This is a genomic window from Maritimibacter alkaliphilus HTCC2654 (genome assembly GCF_000152805.1).
GTDB classification, from domain to species: domain Bacteria; phylum Pseudomonadota; class Alphaproteobacteria; order Rhodobacterales; family Rhodobacteraceae; genus Maritimibacter; species Maritimibacter alkaliphilus.
In genome coordinates this window covers 2,528,588-2,543,197 of record NZ_CH902578.1, presented here as the reverse complement: position 1 = coordinate 2,543,197, position 14,610 = coordinate 2,528,588, and the positions used below count along the sequence as shown (strand labels likewise).

The 14,610-nt window shown below is 61.3% G+C and carries 13 protein-coding genes; 8 read left to right on the top strand and 5 right to left on the bottom strand.

Annotated features, from left to right (window positions below):
• Window positions 1-40: 40 nt before the first annotated feature.
• Both dnaJ and dnaK read right to left on the bottom strand, forming a co-directional pair.
• Window positions 41-1,189, bottom strand: coding sequence for a molecular chaperone DnaJ (dnaJ, locus tag RB2654_RS13430; RefSeq protein ID WP_008332437.1), 1,149 nt, complete (start codon window positions 1,187-1,189; stop codon window positions 41-43).
• A 78-nt stretch (window positions 1,190-1,267) separates the two neighbouring features.
• Window positions 1,268-3,178, bottom strand: coding sequence for a molecular chaperone DnaK (dnaK, locus tag RB2654_RS13425; RefSeq protein WP_008332435.1), 1,911 nt, complete (start codon window positions 3,176-3,178; stop codon window positions 1,268-1,270).
• Window positions 3,179-3,389: 211 nt separating this feature from the next.
• Here dnaK and RB2654_RS13420 point away from each other — a divergent pair, with 211 nt between their 5' ends.
• Window positions 3,390-3,995 carry an alpha-ketoglutarate-dependent dioxygenase AlkB family protein gene (locus RB2654_RS13420; RefSeq protein ID WP_008332432.1) on the top strand — a complete coding sequence of 202 codons (606 nt, stop codon included), beginning with the start codon at window positions 3,390-3,392 and terminating at the stop codon, window positions 3,993-3,995.
• Here the strand turns inward: RB2654_RS13420 and RB2654_RS13415 are convergent.
• Both RB2654_RS13415 and RB2654_RS13410 read right to left on the bottom strand, forming a co-directional pair.
• On the bottom strand, window positions 3,992-4,594 hold the full coding sequence (locus RB2654_RS13415; RefSeq protein WP_008332429.1) for an SH3 domain-containing protein: 603 nt from the start codon (window positions 4,592-4,594) through the stop codon (window positions 3,992-3,994). The two genes, RB2654_RS13420 and RB2654_RS13415, sit on opposite strands and share 4 nt — an antisense overlap.
• A complete protein-coding gene (locus tag RB2654_RS13410) occupies window positions 4,591-5,412 on the bottom strand; it encodes an ABC transporter permease (protein ID WP_050772038.1) in 822 nt (273 codons plus the stop codon). The genes RB2654_RS13415 and RB2654_RS13410 overlap by 4 nt, the downstream gene beginning before the upstream one ends.
• Window positions 5,413-5,554: 142 nt before the next feature.
• Here RB2654_RS13410 and cysQ point away from each other — a divergent pair, with 142 nt between their 5' ends.
• The 7 genes from cysQ (at window position 5,555) to RB2654_RS13375 (ending at window position 14,097) form a co-directional block, all read left to right on the top strand.
• Window positions 5,555-6,334: a 3'(2'),5'-bisphosphate nucleotidase CysQ gene (cysQ, locus tag RB2654_RS13405; RefSeq protein WP_425463156.1), complete on the top strand. Its 780-nt coding sequence runs from the start codon at window positions 5,555-5,557 to the stop codon at window positions 6,332-6,334.
• Window positions 6,335-6,418: 84 nt separating this feature from the next.
• Window positions 6,419-7,645, top strand: coding sequence for a glycosyltransferase family 2 protein (locus RB2654_RS13400; protein WP_008332416.1), 1,227 nt, complete (start codon window positions 6,419-6,421; stop codon window positions 7,643-7,645).
• A 136-nt stretch (window positions 7,646-7,781) separates the two neighbouring features.
• Window positions 7,782-8,678 carry a UTP--glucose-1-phosphate uridylyltransferase gene (locus RB2654_RS13395; protein WP_008332414.1) on the top strand — a complete coding sequence of 299 codons (897 nt, stop codon included), beginning with the start codon at window positions 7,782-7,784 and terminating at the stop codon, window positions 8,676-8,678.
• A 10-nt stretch (window positions 8,679-8,688) separates the two neighbouring features.
• The gene (locus RB2654_RS13390) at window positions 8,689-9,909 is read left to right on the top strand and encodes a glycosyltransferase family 4 protein (protein WP_008332412.1); all 1,221 of its coding nucleotides are present in this window, start codon (window positions 8,689-8,691) and stop codon (window positions 9,907-9,909) included.
• Window positions 9,910-9,972: 63 nt separating this feature from the next.
• Window positions 9,973-10,959, top strand: coding sequence for a glycosyltransferase family 2 protein (locus RB2654_RS13385; RefSeq protein WP_008332411.1), 987 nt, complete (start codon window positions 9,973-9,975; stop codon window positions 10,957-10,959).
• Window positions 10,956-12,650: a DUF5927 domain-containing protein gene (locus RB2654_RS13380; RefSeq protein ID WP_008332409.1), complete on the top strand. Its 1,695-nt coding sequence runs from the start codon at window positions 10,956-10,958 to the stop codon at window positions 12,648-12,650. Before RB2654_RS13385 ends, RB2654_RS13380 begins: the two co-directional genes overlap by 4 nt.
• A 7-nt stretch (window positions 12,651-12,657) precedes the next feature.
• On the top strand, window positions 12,658-14,097 hold the full coding sequence (locus tag RB2654_RS13375; protein ID WP_008332407.1) for a hypothetical protein: 1,440 nt from the start codon (window positions 12,658-12,660) through the stop codon (window positions 14,095-14,097).
• On the opposite strand, the gene RB2654_RS13370 is transcribed toward RB2654_RS13375, so the two are convergent.
• Window positions 14,098-14,562 (bottom strand): PTS sugar transporter subunit IIA, encoded by a 465-nt coding sequence (locus RB2654_RS13370; RefSeq protein WP_008332405.1) that lies wholly within the window; start codon window positions 14,560-14,562, stop codon window positions 14,098-14,100.
• Between the last annotated feature and the right edge of the window lie 48 nt (window positions 14,563-14,610).

Sequence of the window (14,610 nt, the reverse complement as noted above, 5' to 3'; positions counted from 1 at the left end):
GCTACGAGTCGGTGAATGAAAGGTTAACGCCGTAAGGGAGTCAGTACTTCATCCCGTCCCAGAAGCTTTTCACCTTCGAAAAGAAGGTCGAACTTTCGGGATTGTTCTCTTCCGACAGCTTCTCGAACTCCCGCAGAAGCTCTTTCTGTTTGGACGTCAGGTTCACCGGCGTTTCGACGGCCAATTCGATATACATATCGCCATGACCGCCGCCCCGCAGCGCGGGCATACCCTTACCGCGCAGGCGCATCTGACGCCCGGATTGCGACCCGGCCGGGATTTTGACCCGAGACCGTCCGCCGTCGATCGTCGGCACTTCGATGTCGCCGCCCATTGCGGCCGAGGTCATCGACACCGGCACACGGCAATGCAGGCTCACCCCGTCGCGCTCGAACAGAGGATGTTCAGCGACCTGGATGAAGATGTAGAGGTCGCCCGACGGCCCGCCGCGCATCCCGGCCTCGCCTTCACCGGCAAGACGGATACGGGTGCCGGTTTCGACACCGGCAGGGATGTTGACGGACAGCGCGCGCTCTTTCTCGACCCGACCCTGACCATGGCAGGTCTTGCACGGGTTCTTGATCATCTGGCCCACGCCCTGGCAGGTCGGGCAGGTCCGCTCAACGGTGAAGAAGCCTTGCTGCGCGCGCACCTTGCCCATGCCCGAACAGGTCGGACAGGTCGTGGGATCGGCGCCCGCTTCGGACCCGGTGCCTTCGCAGGTGTCGCACATGACCGAGGTCGGCACGTTGATGGTCTTTTGCAGACCCTCATAGGCCTCTTCCAGCGTCACGCGCAGGTTGTAGCGCAGGTCAGATCCGCGGGTCGCCCGCGACCGACCGCCGCCACGCTGGCCCATGAAGTCGCCGAATAGGTCGTCGAACACGTCCGAGAATGCGCTGGCGAAGTCGCCTTGCTGCCCGAAACCCGGACCGCCCGGTCGCGGACCGCCACCCATACCGCCTTCGAAGGCCGCATGGCCGAAACGGTCGTAAGCCGCTTTCTTTTCGGGGTCCTTCAGGACGTCGTAGGCCTCGTTCGCTTCTTTGAACTGGTTCTCGGCGTCGGGATTGTCGGCGTTCCGGTCAGGGTGGAGTTCCTTGGCCTTCTTTCGATAGGCCTTTTTGATCTCATCCGCCGATGCGCCTTTGGTGGTTCCGAGAACCTCGTAATAGTCACGTTTCGACATGGATCGTCGTCCCCTTGTCAGGAACGCGAAGGCCGGTCCGCCCGCATGTGACGGACCGGCCCTTTCGCGTCATGGGTCTTACGACCGCTTGTCGTCGTCGAGGTCTTCAAAGTCGGCGTCGACGATGTCATCGTCCACGCTGGACGGGCCCTGATCTTCGTCGGCTTCACCCGAGTCCGTGGCCTGCTGCGCCTTGTAGATGGCTTCGCCCAGCTTCATCGACGCTTCGGTCACGTTCTGGATGCCCGCCTTGATCTTGTCGGCGTTGTCGGTCTCCAGCTCGTCCTTGAGCGCGGCGATGGCCAGTTCGATGGCTTCCACCGTGGTGGGGTCGACCTTGTCGCCATGCTCTTCGAGCGCCTTCTCGGTCGAGTGCACAAGGCTCTCGGCCTGGTTCTTGGCTTCGACCAGCTCGCGGCGGCCCTTGTCGGCTTCGGCGTTCGCCTCGGCGTCCTTGACCATCTGTTCGATCTCGTCGTCCGACAGACCGCCCGACGCCTGAATCGTGATCTTCTGTTCCTTGTTGGTGCCCTTGTCCTTGGCCCCAACCGACACGATGCCGTTGGCGTCGATGTCGAAGGTCACTTCGATCTGCGGCATACCGCGCGGTGCCGGGGGGATGTCTTCGAGGTTGAACTGACCGAGGATCTTGTTGTCCGCAGCCATTTCACGCTCGCCCTGGAACACCCGGATCGTCACGGCGTTCTGGTTGTCTTCCGCGGTCGAGAAGATCTGCGACTTTTTCGTCGGGATCGTCGTGTTGCGGTCGATCAGGCGGGTGAACACGCCGCCCAGCGTTTCGATGCCGAGCGACAGCGGGGTCACGTCGAGCAGGACGACGTCTTTCACGTCACCTTGCAGAACGCCCGCCTGAATGGCGGCGCCGAGGGCCACCACTTCGTCCGGGTTCACACCCTTGTGCGGCTCTTTCCCGAAGAACTTGGTCACCTCTTCAACGACCTTCGGCATACGCGTCTGACCGCCGACGAGGATGACTTCGTCGATCTCGTCCTTCGACACGCCCGCGTCTTTCAGAGCGGCCTGACAGGGCTTGAGCGAGTTCTTGATGAGATCGCCGACAAGGCTTTCCAGCTTCGCACGGGTCAGTTTCATGACCATGTGGAGCGGCTGACCGTCCGAACCCATCGAGATGAACGGCTGGTTGATCTCGGTCTGGGAGGCCGACGAAAGCTCGATCTTGGCCTTTTCCGCAGCTTCCTTGAGCCGCTGGAGGGCCATCTTGTCTTTCGTCAGGTCGACGTTGTTCTCTTTCTTGAACTCTTCGGCGAGGTAGTTGACGATCCGCATGTCGAAGTCTTCACCGCCGAGGAACGTGTCGCCGTTGGTGGATTTCACTTCGAACAGGCCATCGTCGATCTCAAGGATCGTGACGTCGAACGTACCGCCGCCAAGGTCATAGACCGCGATCGTGCGCGCCTCTTTCTTGTCGAGACCATAGGCAAGCGCAGCCGCCGTCGGTTCGTTGATGATGCGCAGCACTTCCAGACCGGCGATCTTGCCGGCGTCCTTCGTGGCCTGACGCTGGGCGTCGTTGAAGTAGGCGGGCACGGTGATGACGGCCTGATCGACCTTTTCACCAAGATAGCTTTCCGCCGTTTCCTTCATCTTGCCGAGGATGAAGGCCGAAATTTGCGACGGCGAATACTTTTCACCGGCCGCTTCGACCCACGCGTCACCGTTGCCGCCATCGACGATGGCGTAGGGGACGAGTTTCTTGTCCTTCTCGACAGCAGCGTCACCGACGCGGCGGCCGATCAGGCGTTTCACGGCGAAGATGGTGTTGTCGGGGTTGGTGACAGCCTGACGCTTGGCCGGCTGACCGACGAGGCGTTCCTCGTCTTTGAAAGCGACGATCGACGGGGTCGTCCGTGCACCTTCGGCGTTTTCGATGACCCGCGGTTGCGAGCCGTCCATGATGGCGACGCAGGAGTTGGTGGTCCCCAGGTCGATACCAATGACTTTACCCATGCTCTTTTCCTCTCTTTGGCGATGTGTTGGGCTCTGGCCCGAAAGGCACCGTCGCCCGATCCCATAAGGTAACCGGCAGGGATGATCCTAACCGGCGTCTGGGCGTATATAAGGAGGGGATTTGGGGCCTGCAAGGCGGCGAAAACCGCCATTTCGCGGAAAAAAGCGAGTCGTTTTCAGGGTTTTGGCAATGGATGAGCAAGGAAAGGGAATGGTGCCATCGCTGACCGTCGGCGGGGCCGCGGTCTATGAGGGTCTCATCCCTGCGGATGAGCAGGCGAAGATCGTTGCGGACCTGCGCGATGTCGTATCCGCCGCGCCGCTTTTCTCGCCCGAAACGCGGTTCGGCAAACCGATGTCGGTCGGCATGACGTCGGCCGGGAAATACGGATGGTATTCGGATCGGCGGGGCTACCGCTACGAACGCAAGCACCCGACGGGTGTGGACTGGCCGCCGATCCCGGCGCGCATCCTGAAGCTCTGGCACGAGGTCACGGGGGTGGCGCGCGAACCCGACTGCTGTCTCGTGAACTTCTACCGCGAGAAGGCGAGGATGGGTTTGCATCAGGATCGGGACGAAGCCGATTTCTCTTGGCCCGTCCTGTCGATCAGCCTCGGCGATGACGGCCTCTTTCGGATCGGCGGGACCGAGCGGGACGGCAAGACGCAGTCGGTCTGGCTGCGGTCCGGCGATGTGCTCATGCTGGGCGGTGAGGCGCGGCTGGCCTATCACGGGATCGACCGCATACGCTTCGGGACCAGCCAGCTTTTGGCCGAAGGGGGGCGGATCAACCTGACGCTGCGGGTGGTGGATTAGGGCTGGAGCGTGCAGCACCCCGAAAACATGAACTGCCCGCCGTTCCCGGTGCGAAGAAAATCGATCCGCCACGCGTATTGACGATCCGACATGCCATCCGAACACATCTCACGCGACACGAACCCGGTGATGTCGCCCGCGACCAGTGCGCCGCGCGGGCTGTGCGGGACAGACGCGTAATACTCGGTCGGCTGAACCAGCGCCGGCGCGTCCATGCCGGGATCGGTAAAATTAACGTCGGACTGGCCGATTTCCAGCGACCAGAACGGTTCGGTCCCGTAACACCACAGCGGCACCGGCGTTTTCGACACCGGATCCTGCCCCGACTGCCGTTCCATATAGGCCATGGAAACCCAGCCGGTCCCTTCGCTGATATTGATCTGGCCCCATTTGCGGTCGTCGGCAAAGGCGACGACCTCGACCCCGTCACGCTCAGGTCCAAGCTCGTCCATCACCTCGGCATTCACTGTCGGCCCGGCGCGGACGTTCAGCGTGTCGTCCGCGGCCACACCCGTCACATCGTACAGCGCAGGCAATTCGACGGACTGGGCAAACGCAAGCGTCGGGGCAAGGAACAGGGCGAGCAAAAGGCGTTTCATCGGCGGGCACTCCAAGACAACGACGCGTGCTTGCGCGTGTAGCTTTCACCCATGAACCCGATGACCAGCAGGACGGTCGAGACGATCAGGGGATAAAGCCAGTTCGAGTAATGCGGGTTGTAGTTGATGAACATGAACCCGCGGCATTGGTCGATGATGTGAAAGAGCGGGTTCCACGAGAACAGGACGATGATGTTCCACGGCACCGTGTTGGCCACGAACATCTTGCCGGATGCGATCATGTTGGCGCGGGCATAGATCGTCGAGCCAACGGTCGCGAACTGCGGGAACCACGGCTTGAGCGCATAGAACACCATGCCGATCCCGATGCCCGAAAACCACGCGAGAAGCAGCATCATGAAGACGCCCGCAAGATTGTGGATCGTCACGTGATTGACCGCGATATGATAGATGTAGACCACGACCAGCACAGACAGGATCTGGATGTAGAGCGCGCCCAGTGCATTCGACAGGATCGACACGAAGGTCGACATCGGCGCGTGCTGCATCATGGGCGAGGCGGGACCATCGGCACCCACGACCGCACCCATCGTCTTGGTCTGCGTCATGTAAAGGAAGATGCCGGACATGATGTAGAGCAAGAAGTCGCCCCGGATCATCGCGCCGCGCAGGCCGAGCACGGAATACATCACGTAGAACACCGCGACGAGCATCATGGTCTGGAGCATGTTGATGAACAGCCCCATGAGCGCATTGGAATGCGTTTTGCGCAGGTTGTGGACGGTCGCGTGATAGATCAGCTCGAGAAGGCCGACGATCACGGTCAGTCTGCTGGGTCGGGTGTCTACTCTGAACATCATGCGTCCTGTGGCCTGCCCGCCAATTTTCGCTTGGAAATCTTGCTGTTCCCTTGATGCGGCAGCATAAGGGGCATGATGTGTTAATTCAATGATGCCGGAGGGTCCGGCGAGAGGAGCGGCCTTGGATTACGAAAAGCTTATGGGCGTAATGCGGCGTCTGGCGATCGAGGCGGGCGACAGGATCATGGAGATCTACGACGCCGACGATTTCGAGGTGCGCTCGAAGTCGGACGACAGCCCTGTAACCGAAGCCGATGAAGCGGCGGATGCCCTGATCTCGGCCGGGTTGAAGAAAGCGTTTCCCGACGTGCTGGTCGTGACCGAAGAACAGGCCGACAGCCACAGCGAAAGCGCCTCGGAATTCCTGATCGCCGATCCGCTCGACGGCACCAAGGAATTCGTGAAGCGGCGCGGCGATTTCACGGTGAATATCGCCTATGTCGTCGACGGCACCCCCGTGCGCGGCGTCGTCTATGCACCCGCCCGCAAGCGGATGTTCTATACGATGGAAGACGGCGCCTCGGTCGAGGAAACCGGCGACCTGCACCCCGACATGCCCGGCCATTGCACCCCGATCCGCGTGTCGCACCCGGACAACGGCGCCCTCATGGTCGTCGCCTCGAAATCGCACCGGGATCAGGCGACCGACGATTACATCGCCAAATACGCCGTCAAGGACATGACCAGCGCGGGATCGAGCCTGAAGTTCTGCCTTGTCGCGACGGGCGAGGCGGACCTTTACCCCCGTCTCGGGCGCACGATGGAGTGGGACACCGCCGCAGGGCACGCCGTGCTAAAGGGCGCGGGGGGTGAGGTTGTGCGTTTCGACAACCACGAGCCCCTGACCTATGGCAAACCGATCTACGAAAACCCCTTCTTCATCGCCTACGCCCCGGGCGTGGAGTTGAAGTCGGCGTGACGTGAGCACCGCCACGGGACACCGACGACAAGTCCGCACCATCATGTGCGGCGGGCGGGCCGTGGCGACAAACGGGAGCATGGCGTGACTGGCGCGATCCCCGTGTCGGTGATCGTCGTCAGCCGCGGTCGGCCCGGTTTGCTGCAACGTGCCCTCACCGGGATCGGGCAGCTTTGGTATCCGCAATTCGAAATCGTCGTCGTTGCGGACGAACAGGGTCGCGATGCCGTGGTCGGGATGGGCTGGCAGGATCGCGTCAAGCTCGCTGCCTGTGACGAAGCGAACATCTCGGTCGCGCGCAACATCGGCATCGACCGTGCGACGGGCGAGATTGTAGCCTTCATCGACGACGACGCCGTGCCGGAACCGACATGGCTTACCCACCTTTGTGACCCCTTCCGTGACCCGGAGGTCGTGCAGGTCGGCGGTTTGGTGCGGGGGCGGAACGGGATCACGTTCCAATGGCCCGTCCGCGCGGTGAACGCGCTGGGCGAGACCCGTAACCTGTCACTGGATCAGGACGCGCCGTTCACGCCCGCCGTGAAGGAAGGTGAGGCCATAAAGACCGAAGGCACGAACATGGCCGTGCGGCGCGATGTGATCACAAACCTCGGCGGCTTCGATCCCGCGTTCCGGTTCTATCTGGACGAGACCGAAGTGAACTACCGTCTGCGTGACCGAAAGACGGTGATTGTTCCCTTGGCGCAGGTGCATCACGGCTTTGCCGGATCGGCCCGACGGCGCGCCAATCGTGGCGCATCGGACCTTACGGATATCGGGGTGTCTACGGCGGCTTTTCTGCGAAAACATGCGCCTCACAGCGTGCTGGAAGGGGCGTTGAACAGACTCTATTCAAGCCAGAAAGCGCGATTGATCGGACAAATGGTCGATGGTGCGCTTTCGCCTGACGAGATCGCGCCGCTTCTCGTCACGCTGGAAACCGGCATCGCAGAGGGTCGCAAAACGTCGGTTGGCGAAGCGGTGGAGTTCCCGGCCACGCCTGAACCGTTCCTGCCCTACGCTCCGCTTTCATCCGGGCAATCGTCAGTCTTCTCGGGTCGCTCGTGGCAACGACGAACACTTGCCGTGAAAGCGAAACGAGCGGTGGCGCAGGGTGAGGTCGCGACGGTGTTTCGGTTCTCTCCGACAGCCCTGTCGCACCGCGCGGCGTTCAACCCAGAGGGATATTGGGAACAATGGGGGGGATTGTTCGGTCGCTCGGTCCGTGACGGCCCATGGTTCAGATGGGCAAGCTTCAGCGCACGGGTGCAAAAAGAACAGGCAAGACTTTCCAAGCTGCGTTTCAAATAGGCAGATTGCCCAATATCTGGGTGACGTGCCCATGGGCTGAACATATGGTTGTCGCAATCGGGACCTAAGGTTCCCGCCACTGCGTTCAATTGATACGCACGTGCAGCACGGCAAGATTTCAAAAGGTGAGATCCAAATGACGAACAAGGTAACCAAGGCGATTTTCCCCGTGGCGGGGCTTGGGACGCGCTTTTTGCCCGCGACCAAGTCGATCCCCAAGGAGATCATGACGCTGGTTGACCGACCGCTTATCCAATACGCGATCGACGAGGCCCGCGCGGCCGGGATCGAGGAGTTCATCTTCGTCACGTCACGCGGCAAGGGCTCGCTCGAAGATTACTTCGACCGTGCCCCGATCCTCGAAGAGGACCTGAAGGAAAAGGGCAAGGACAAGCTTCTCGATGTCCTGAATGCGACGAACATGGAATCGGGCGCCATCGCCTATATCCGCCAGCACAAGGCGTTGGGTCTGGGCCACGCGATCTATTGCGCGCACCGCCTGATCGGCGACGAACCGTTCGCGGTGATCCTGCCCGACGACGTGATCGCGACCAATGGCAAGTCCTGCCTGCAACAGATGGTCGAAGCTTATGAGGAAACCGGGGGCGCGATGGTCGCCTGCATGGAAGTGCCGGAGGACAAGGCGTCGTCCTATGGTATCCTCGACGTCGAAAGCGAGAACGGGCGTCTGGCCAAGGTCAAAGCGATGGTCGAAAAGCCCGCAGCGGGCACCCAGCCCACGAACCTTGCCGTGATCGGCCGCTACATCCTGACGCCGGACGTGCTGAACAACCTCGGGTCGTTCAAGAAGGGGGCAGGCGGTGAGATTCAACTCACCGACGCGATTGCGGATGAAATCACGCAGGGCCGAGCGGTGCATGGCTATCGGTTCGATGGCCAGCGGTTTGACTGCGGGTCGAAGGCCGGATACCTGCAAGCGACCGTTTCCTTCGGGCTGGAACGCGAAGAGTTGCACGACGAGCTTATGGAGCACCTCGAGCAGATCGTCGCGATGAAACGCGCCGCCGAATAAGGGGCGCGGATTGACCACGGGCGCGACGGGCACGGTTCGACTTCTCGACCTGTCGCGCCTTGTTTCCCGCGTCGGACGGGGCGCGTGGACCGGGATCGACCGGGTCGAAGCGGCCTATCTGCAACGGCTGCTCGCCGAGGATGAGCCCCTTTTCGCGCTCGTTCGATCCTCGTTCGGGTTCACGCTTTTCGACCGGGCCGGATCACACGCGCTCGCCGATCGGCTGTTCGGCCGCATTCCATGGGGTCAGGCCGATACGCTGTCACGTCTGTTTCTGAAGGCGCATCCCGAGAAACGGCGGGCCGAGGCCGACGTGCGCCGCCTGAGCCTTGGTCGTGCGAATCGTCGTGCTTTGCCGGGTCTGTTGAGGGATACGCTTCCCGGCCCACCCTGTTGGATCAACGTCGGCCATTCCGATCTTCAGGTCAGCGTGTTCGACGCCGTGCATCGGCTGGGCGGAATGGTCGTCGTGCTTGTCCATGACACCATCCCGCTCGACCACCCGGATTGGCAGCGCGAAGGGACGGTCGACAGTTTCCGCGCCCGCATACAGCAAGTCGCGGGCAAGGCCGATCTGGTGGTTCATACGGCGCAGGCCACGCGCGAGCTGACCGAACGCCATTTCGCACGTGAGGGCAGGGTGCCGGACGGCATCGTAGCGCATCTCGGTATCGACGCACCGGTCCCCGACGACACGCAGCTTTCGGCCAATATCAGGCGGGATAGACCCTATTTCGTTGTGCTGGGCACCATCGAACCGCGCAAGAACCATGCGTTGCTTCTCGACGCTTGGGCCAAACTCGCCACCCGGTTGCCGGGCGACGATATGCCCATGCTCTACATCGTCGGATCGCGCGGTTGGCGCAATGAACCCGTCTTCGATCGGCTGGACAAAGGCCCGGCCCATGTGCGGGAGCTTGGTCCGCTTCCCGATGGCGCGGTCGCCAGCCTGCTGACACGCGCGCAAGCCCTGCTCATGCCGAGCCTCGTCGAAGGGTTCGGACTGCCGCCAGGCGAGGCGCTTGCGCTGGGCTGCCCCGTGATCGCCTCGGACCTTCCAGTTTATCGTGAAGTGTTTGGAAACAATCTCGTTTACCTCGATCCACACGATCTGTATTCTTGGGTGGAACAGATAAGAACATTCGCGACAAAGAACCGCGGGGCACAGGCAACGGCATCATCGCTTCCAACGTGGGATGATCACTTCAACCTTGTCTTAAAGTGCCTATGATACAGGCGACCAAGCTTGTGCGGCGTGGAAGGGGCGATTTTGGGCATTGTGCGGACATACCGATTGCGTCTCCTGCGAAAGCGCTGGCGTATTCGTGCCTTCCGCAAACGTCGCGAGATCAAGCCGATTGTCGACAAAACCGACACAATCAAGCCTCGTGACATTCTTGTTTTTTGCACCGCGCGGAACGAACGTGTGCGACTGCCGTATTTTCTGCGGTTCTACCGTGACATGGGTGTCGGGCACTTCATCTTCGTCGACAACGACAGCGACGACGGGTCTGCCGAGTATCTGGCGCAGCAACCCGATGTGTCGGTCTGGACCTCGAAAGCGAGCTACAAGCGCGCGCGGTTCGGGATGGATTGGCTCAACTGGCTGATGCGGCGCCACGGTCATGGCCACTGGTGCCTGACCATCGACCCGGACGAGTTCCTCGTTTTTCCGTTCTGCGACACGCGGGGGTTACGGGCGCTGACCGACTGGCTCGACGCGTCTTCGATCAAAAGTTTCGGGGCCATGCTACTGGATATGTATCCGAAGGGTCCGATGGGTCGGCAGCCCTACCGCGAAGGGCAGGACCCGTTCGAGATCGCGAATTGGTTCGACGCCGGCAACTACATGATCGAGAAGAACAAGAAGTTCGGAAACCTCTGGATTCAGGGCGGTCCGCGCGCGCGCATGTTCTTTCCCGACAACCCGGCCCGCGCCCCCGCGCTGAACAAGATTCCGCTGGTCAAATGGCATCGCAACTACACCTATGTCTCGTCCACGCATAACCTGCTGCCCCGCGGTCTGAACCTCGTCTACGACGAGTGGGGCGGGGAAAAGGCGTCCGGCTGCCTGCTGCACGCCAAGTTCCTCGACACTTTCGCGATCAAGGCGGCGGAGGAGTTGGAGCGCAAGCAGCACTATGCCGCCAGCCATGAATACAAGGCGTATCACGAGAAACTCGAGGATGACCCGGACCTGTGGTGCAAGTGGTCCGAAAAATACATCAACTGGCGGCAGCTCGAGATTCTCGGGATCATGTCCAAGGGGAACTGGGCGTGACGGTCGGGTTCGCCATGCTGGTCCATACCGCGCTGGGCCGGGCGGCGCAGGTTGCGCGCCATTGGGCCAAGAACGACTGCCCGGTGGTGATCCATGTCGACAAGAAGGTGAAGCGCCGCAAATACCTTGAACTGACGGCGAGCCTTGCGGACCTCGACAACGTCAAGTTCTGCAAACGGCACAGTTGCGACTGGGGGACATGGAGCCTTGTCGAGGCTAGCCAATCGGCTTCGGAGTTGCTGCTCGCCGAATTTCCCGAGGTGCGGCACGTCTACCTCGCGTCGGGGTCGTGCCTGCCGCTTCGTCCGGTCGAGGAGATGAAGGAATACCTCGCCGAACGGCCGATGACCAACTTCATCGAAAGCGTCACGACCGAGGATGTGCCTTGGACGGTCGGCGGTCTGGATATCGAACGGTTCACGTTCAGATTCCCTTTTTCATGGAAACGCCAGCGTCGCGCCTTTGACTGGTACGTCAATTTTCAGCGCCGATGGAAATTCAAACGGCGCATTCCCGAGGGGCTCGTGCCGCATCTGGGAAGCCAGTGGTGGTGCCTGACCCGTCAGACCCTGACCGCCATTCTCGAAGATCCGCAGCGCCCGGCGTTCGACCGCTATTTCTCGAAGGTCTGGATACCCGACGAAAGCTATTTTCAGACCCTCGTCAGGCTCTATTCCACGAATATCGAAAGCCGCTCGCTGACGCTGAGTAAGTTCGACTTTCAGGGCAAACCGCACATTTTCTACGACGACCACATGCAGCTTCTGCGCCGGTCCGACTGTTTCGTGGCGCGAAAGATCTGGCCCGAAGCCGAAAAGCTCTACTCCGGGTTCCTGTCCGACGATGGCTCGATCTTCACGGGCGCCGAACCGAACCCCGGCAAGATCGACCGCATTTTCTCCAAGGCAGTCGAACGGCGCACGAAGGGGCGGCCGGGGCTGTACATGCAAAGCCGGTTTCCGAACGACAATTGGGAAAACGGCCTGACATCGTCGCAATATTCGGTGTTCGAGGGGTTCACCGAACTGTTCGAGGATTTCGAGGATTGGCTGGCCCGTGTCACCGGCACCCGTGTTCATGGGCATATCTTTGGCCCCGACAGGGTCGAGTTTTCCGGGGGGCAAAAGGTCTTTGCCGGCGCGCTGACCGACAGCGCCGAACTGCGCGACTACAACCCGCGCGCGTTCCTGACCAACCTGATCTGGAACACGCGGGGCGAGCGACAGTGTTTCATGTTCGGCCCGGCGGATACGCAGGATATCTCGTGGGATATCGCCAAAGACCCGAACGCTCAGATCAGCGTCATTTCGGGCGCTTGGGCCGTACCGCTGTTCTATTCCAACGCGAACTTTTCGGAAATCCGGCGCGAAGCGGCCGCGCTTCAAAAGATCGAGGCGGTTCATCTGGAGGTGCTGCGGTCGGTCTGGACCAAGGCGCGCGTGCGGATCTGGACACTCGCCGATTTCGTGGAATCGCCGATGGAGCCGCTTCAGACGATCATCGACGAGATCGGGGCGCGCAATGCCAACCGCCTGACCGAAGCGCCAAGGATGCGATCGCTTGAGGGTTTCGGACAATTCCTGCAAAACCTGAAGAATCAGGGGATGCAGCCACACCTCATGGGCGATTTCCCGACCGGGGCGAATGTGCCGTCGCGCCAGAAACCCCGCAAGCCATACCTCGTGAAGTAGGACCGCGATGGACCGCCCCTTCGATTATTTCGTCATCCTTGCCGAGATGCGCACAGGGTCGAATTTCCTCGAATCCAATCTCAACGCCTTTCCCGGCATCACCTGCTATGGCGAGGCCTATAACCCCTACCTCATCGTCGATCCCGACCGGACCGAGCTGTTCGGCTTCACCATGGCCAAGCGGGATGCCGACCCCATCGGTATGATCGAAGCGATGAAGGAAAACACGGACGGCATTCCGGGTTTCCGCCTGTTCCATGACCATGATCCGCGCGTATTCGAGCATGTGATGGGGGACCGGCGCTGCGCCAAGATCATCCTGAACCGCAACCTCGTCGATGCATGGGTCAGCCAGCGAATCGCATGGTCGACGAAGCAGTGGCAGCTTGGCGACCATGCCGACGTGAAGAAGTGGAAGGTCAAGTTCGACCCCAAGGATTTCAAGCACTTCTACTTCACGGTCAAGGACCGGCAACGCGGCATCGCGCGGCGGCTTCAGGTCGAGGGGCAGGCAGGGTTCTATATCGACTACGACGACATTCAGGACCTCAAGGTGGTCAACGGTCTCGCCAGATTTCTGGGTGAAACCGAAGAGATCAAGCACTTCTCGGGCAAGTTCAAGAAGCAGAACCCCGAGCCTTTGGCGGACAAGGTCCGCAATTTCGAAGATATCGAAAAGACGGTGAACGAGATCGACCGATACGATCTTGGCGCGCTGCCCAATTTCGAACCCCCGCGCGGCCCGTCCGTTCCGACCTATGTCACCGCCCACAAGGCGCCGTTATGTTTCATGCCGGTGCCGGGGGCCTTGGATCAGGAAATCCGCGACTGGCTGGGCGCCATCGACGACGTCCACCGCGATGTGCTGGACACCGGCTTTACGCAGAAAGAGCTGCGGCAGTGGAAGAACCAGAACAAGGGCCACCGCAGCTTCACGGTGCTGCGTCACCCGGTCGCGCGCGCGCATTCGGTCTTCTGCCGCTACGTGCTGAACCACACGCCCTGGACGATGTGGGAGCTTCGGCACGGGCTGATCGAACGATATGACCTAGACATCCCGTGGGACACGCCCATCGGTGAAGGGTATGACCGCGTGCGCCACCGCAAGGCGTTCCTGCGGTTCCTGCATTTCGTGACCGGGTCGCTGGGCGGGTCCAGCGTGCATGGGGTGGAACCGATCTGGGCGACTCAGGACAACCTCCTCCGTGGGTTTTCCGAGTTCGTGGCGCCGGATCACGTTCTGCGTGAGACGCAGATCAACGAAGGGCTGGCCGTCTTGGCGATGGAGATCGGGATCGACCCGCCGCCCTTGGGAGACGCCATCCCGGATGAGCCGTTCCCGCTGGCGTCGATCTATGACGACGAGGTGGAAAAAGCCGTGCGCGACGCATATGCGCGCGACTACATGGCTTTCGGCTTCAAGAAATGGGACCGAGACGGGCGCTGATCAGGCCGCCCGCGTGGCCTGCGCTTCCGTCAGGATGGTGTGCAGGGTCTCAGGGTCCGCATTGGCGCGCAATTTGGCCGTGACGCCCGCATCCCGCATCGTGCGCGACACGAGAGCGAGAGCTTTCAGGTGGTCGACCCCGCCGCCATCGGGCGCGAAAAGCGCGAATACCAGATCCACCGGCTGACGGTCGACGGAGTCGAAATCCACCGGCTTTTCGATCCGGAAGAAGGCCCCGACCACACGGTCGAGACCTTCGATCCTTGCATGCGGCAGAGCGATGCCGTGGCCCACGCCGGTGGGCCCCAGCGTCTCGCGCTCTTGCAGAGCGGCAAAGGCGGCGGCGTTGTCGATCCCATAGGTGGCCGACACAAGATCACCCAGATCCTGAAACAGACGTTTCTTCGAAGAAACGTTGGCGACCACCTTCACGGCGGCGGGCCGAAGGATTTCGGATAGTTCCATAAGTCCCACTTGCTGACCCGGGCCTGTTCCTGCTCTAACCTGCCAAAC

What these genes read in the sequence shown, in the direction of transcription:
- dnaJ (WP_008332437.1), bottom strand. Translation starts at nt 1,189, where the DNA reads ATGTCGAAACGTGACTATTACGAGGTTCTCGGAACCACCAAAGGCGCA.
- dnaK (WP_008332435.1), bottom strand. Translation starts at nt 3,178, where the DNA reads ATGGGTAAAGTCATTGGTATCGACCTGGGGACCACCAACTCCTGCGTC.
- RB2654_RS13420 (WP_008332432.1), top strand. Translation starts at nt 3,390, where the DNA reads ATGGTGCCATCGCTGACCGTCGGCGGGGCCGCGGTCTATGAGGGTCTC.
- RB2654_RS13415 (WP_008332429.1), bottom strand. Translation starts at nt 4,594, where the DNA reads ATGAAACGCCTTTTGCTCGCCCTGTTCCTTGCCCCGACGCTTGCGTTT.
- RB2654_RS13410 (WP_050772038.1), bottom strand. Translation starts at nt 5,412, where the DNA reads ATGTTCAGAGTAGACACCCGACCCAGCAGACTGACCGTGATCGTCGGC.
- cysQ (WP_425463156.1), top strand. Translation starts at nt 5,555, where the DNA reads ATGGGCGTAATGCGGCGTCTGGCGATCGAGGCGGGCGACAGGATCATG.
- RB2654_RS13395 (WP_008332414.1), top strand. Translation starts at nt 7,782, where the DNA reads ATGACGAACAAGGTAACCAAGGCGATTTTCCCCGTGGCGGGGCTTGGG.
- RB2654_RS13375 (WP_008332407.1), top strand. Translation starts at nt 12,658, where the DNA reads ATGGACCGCCCCTTCGATTATTTCGTCATCCTTGCCGAGATGCGCACA.
- RB2654_RS13370 (WP_008332405.1), bottom strand. Translation starts at nt 14,562, where the DNA reads ATGGAACTATCCGAAATCCTTCGGCCCGCCGCCGTGAAGGTGGTCGCC.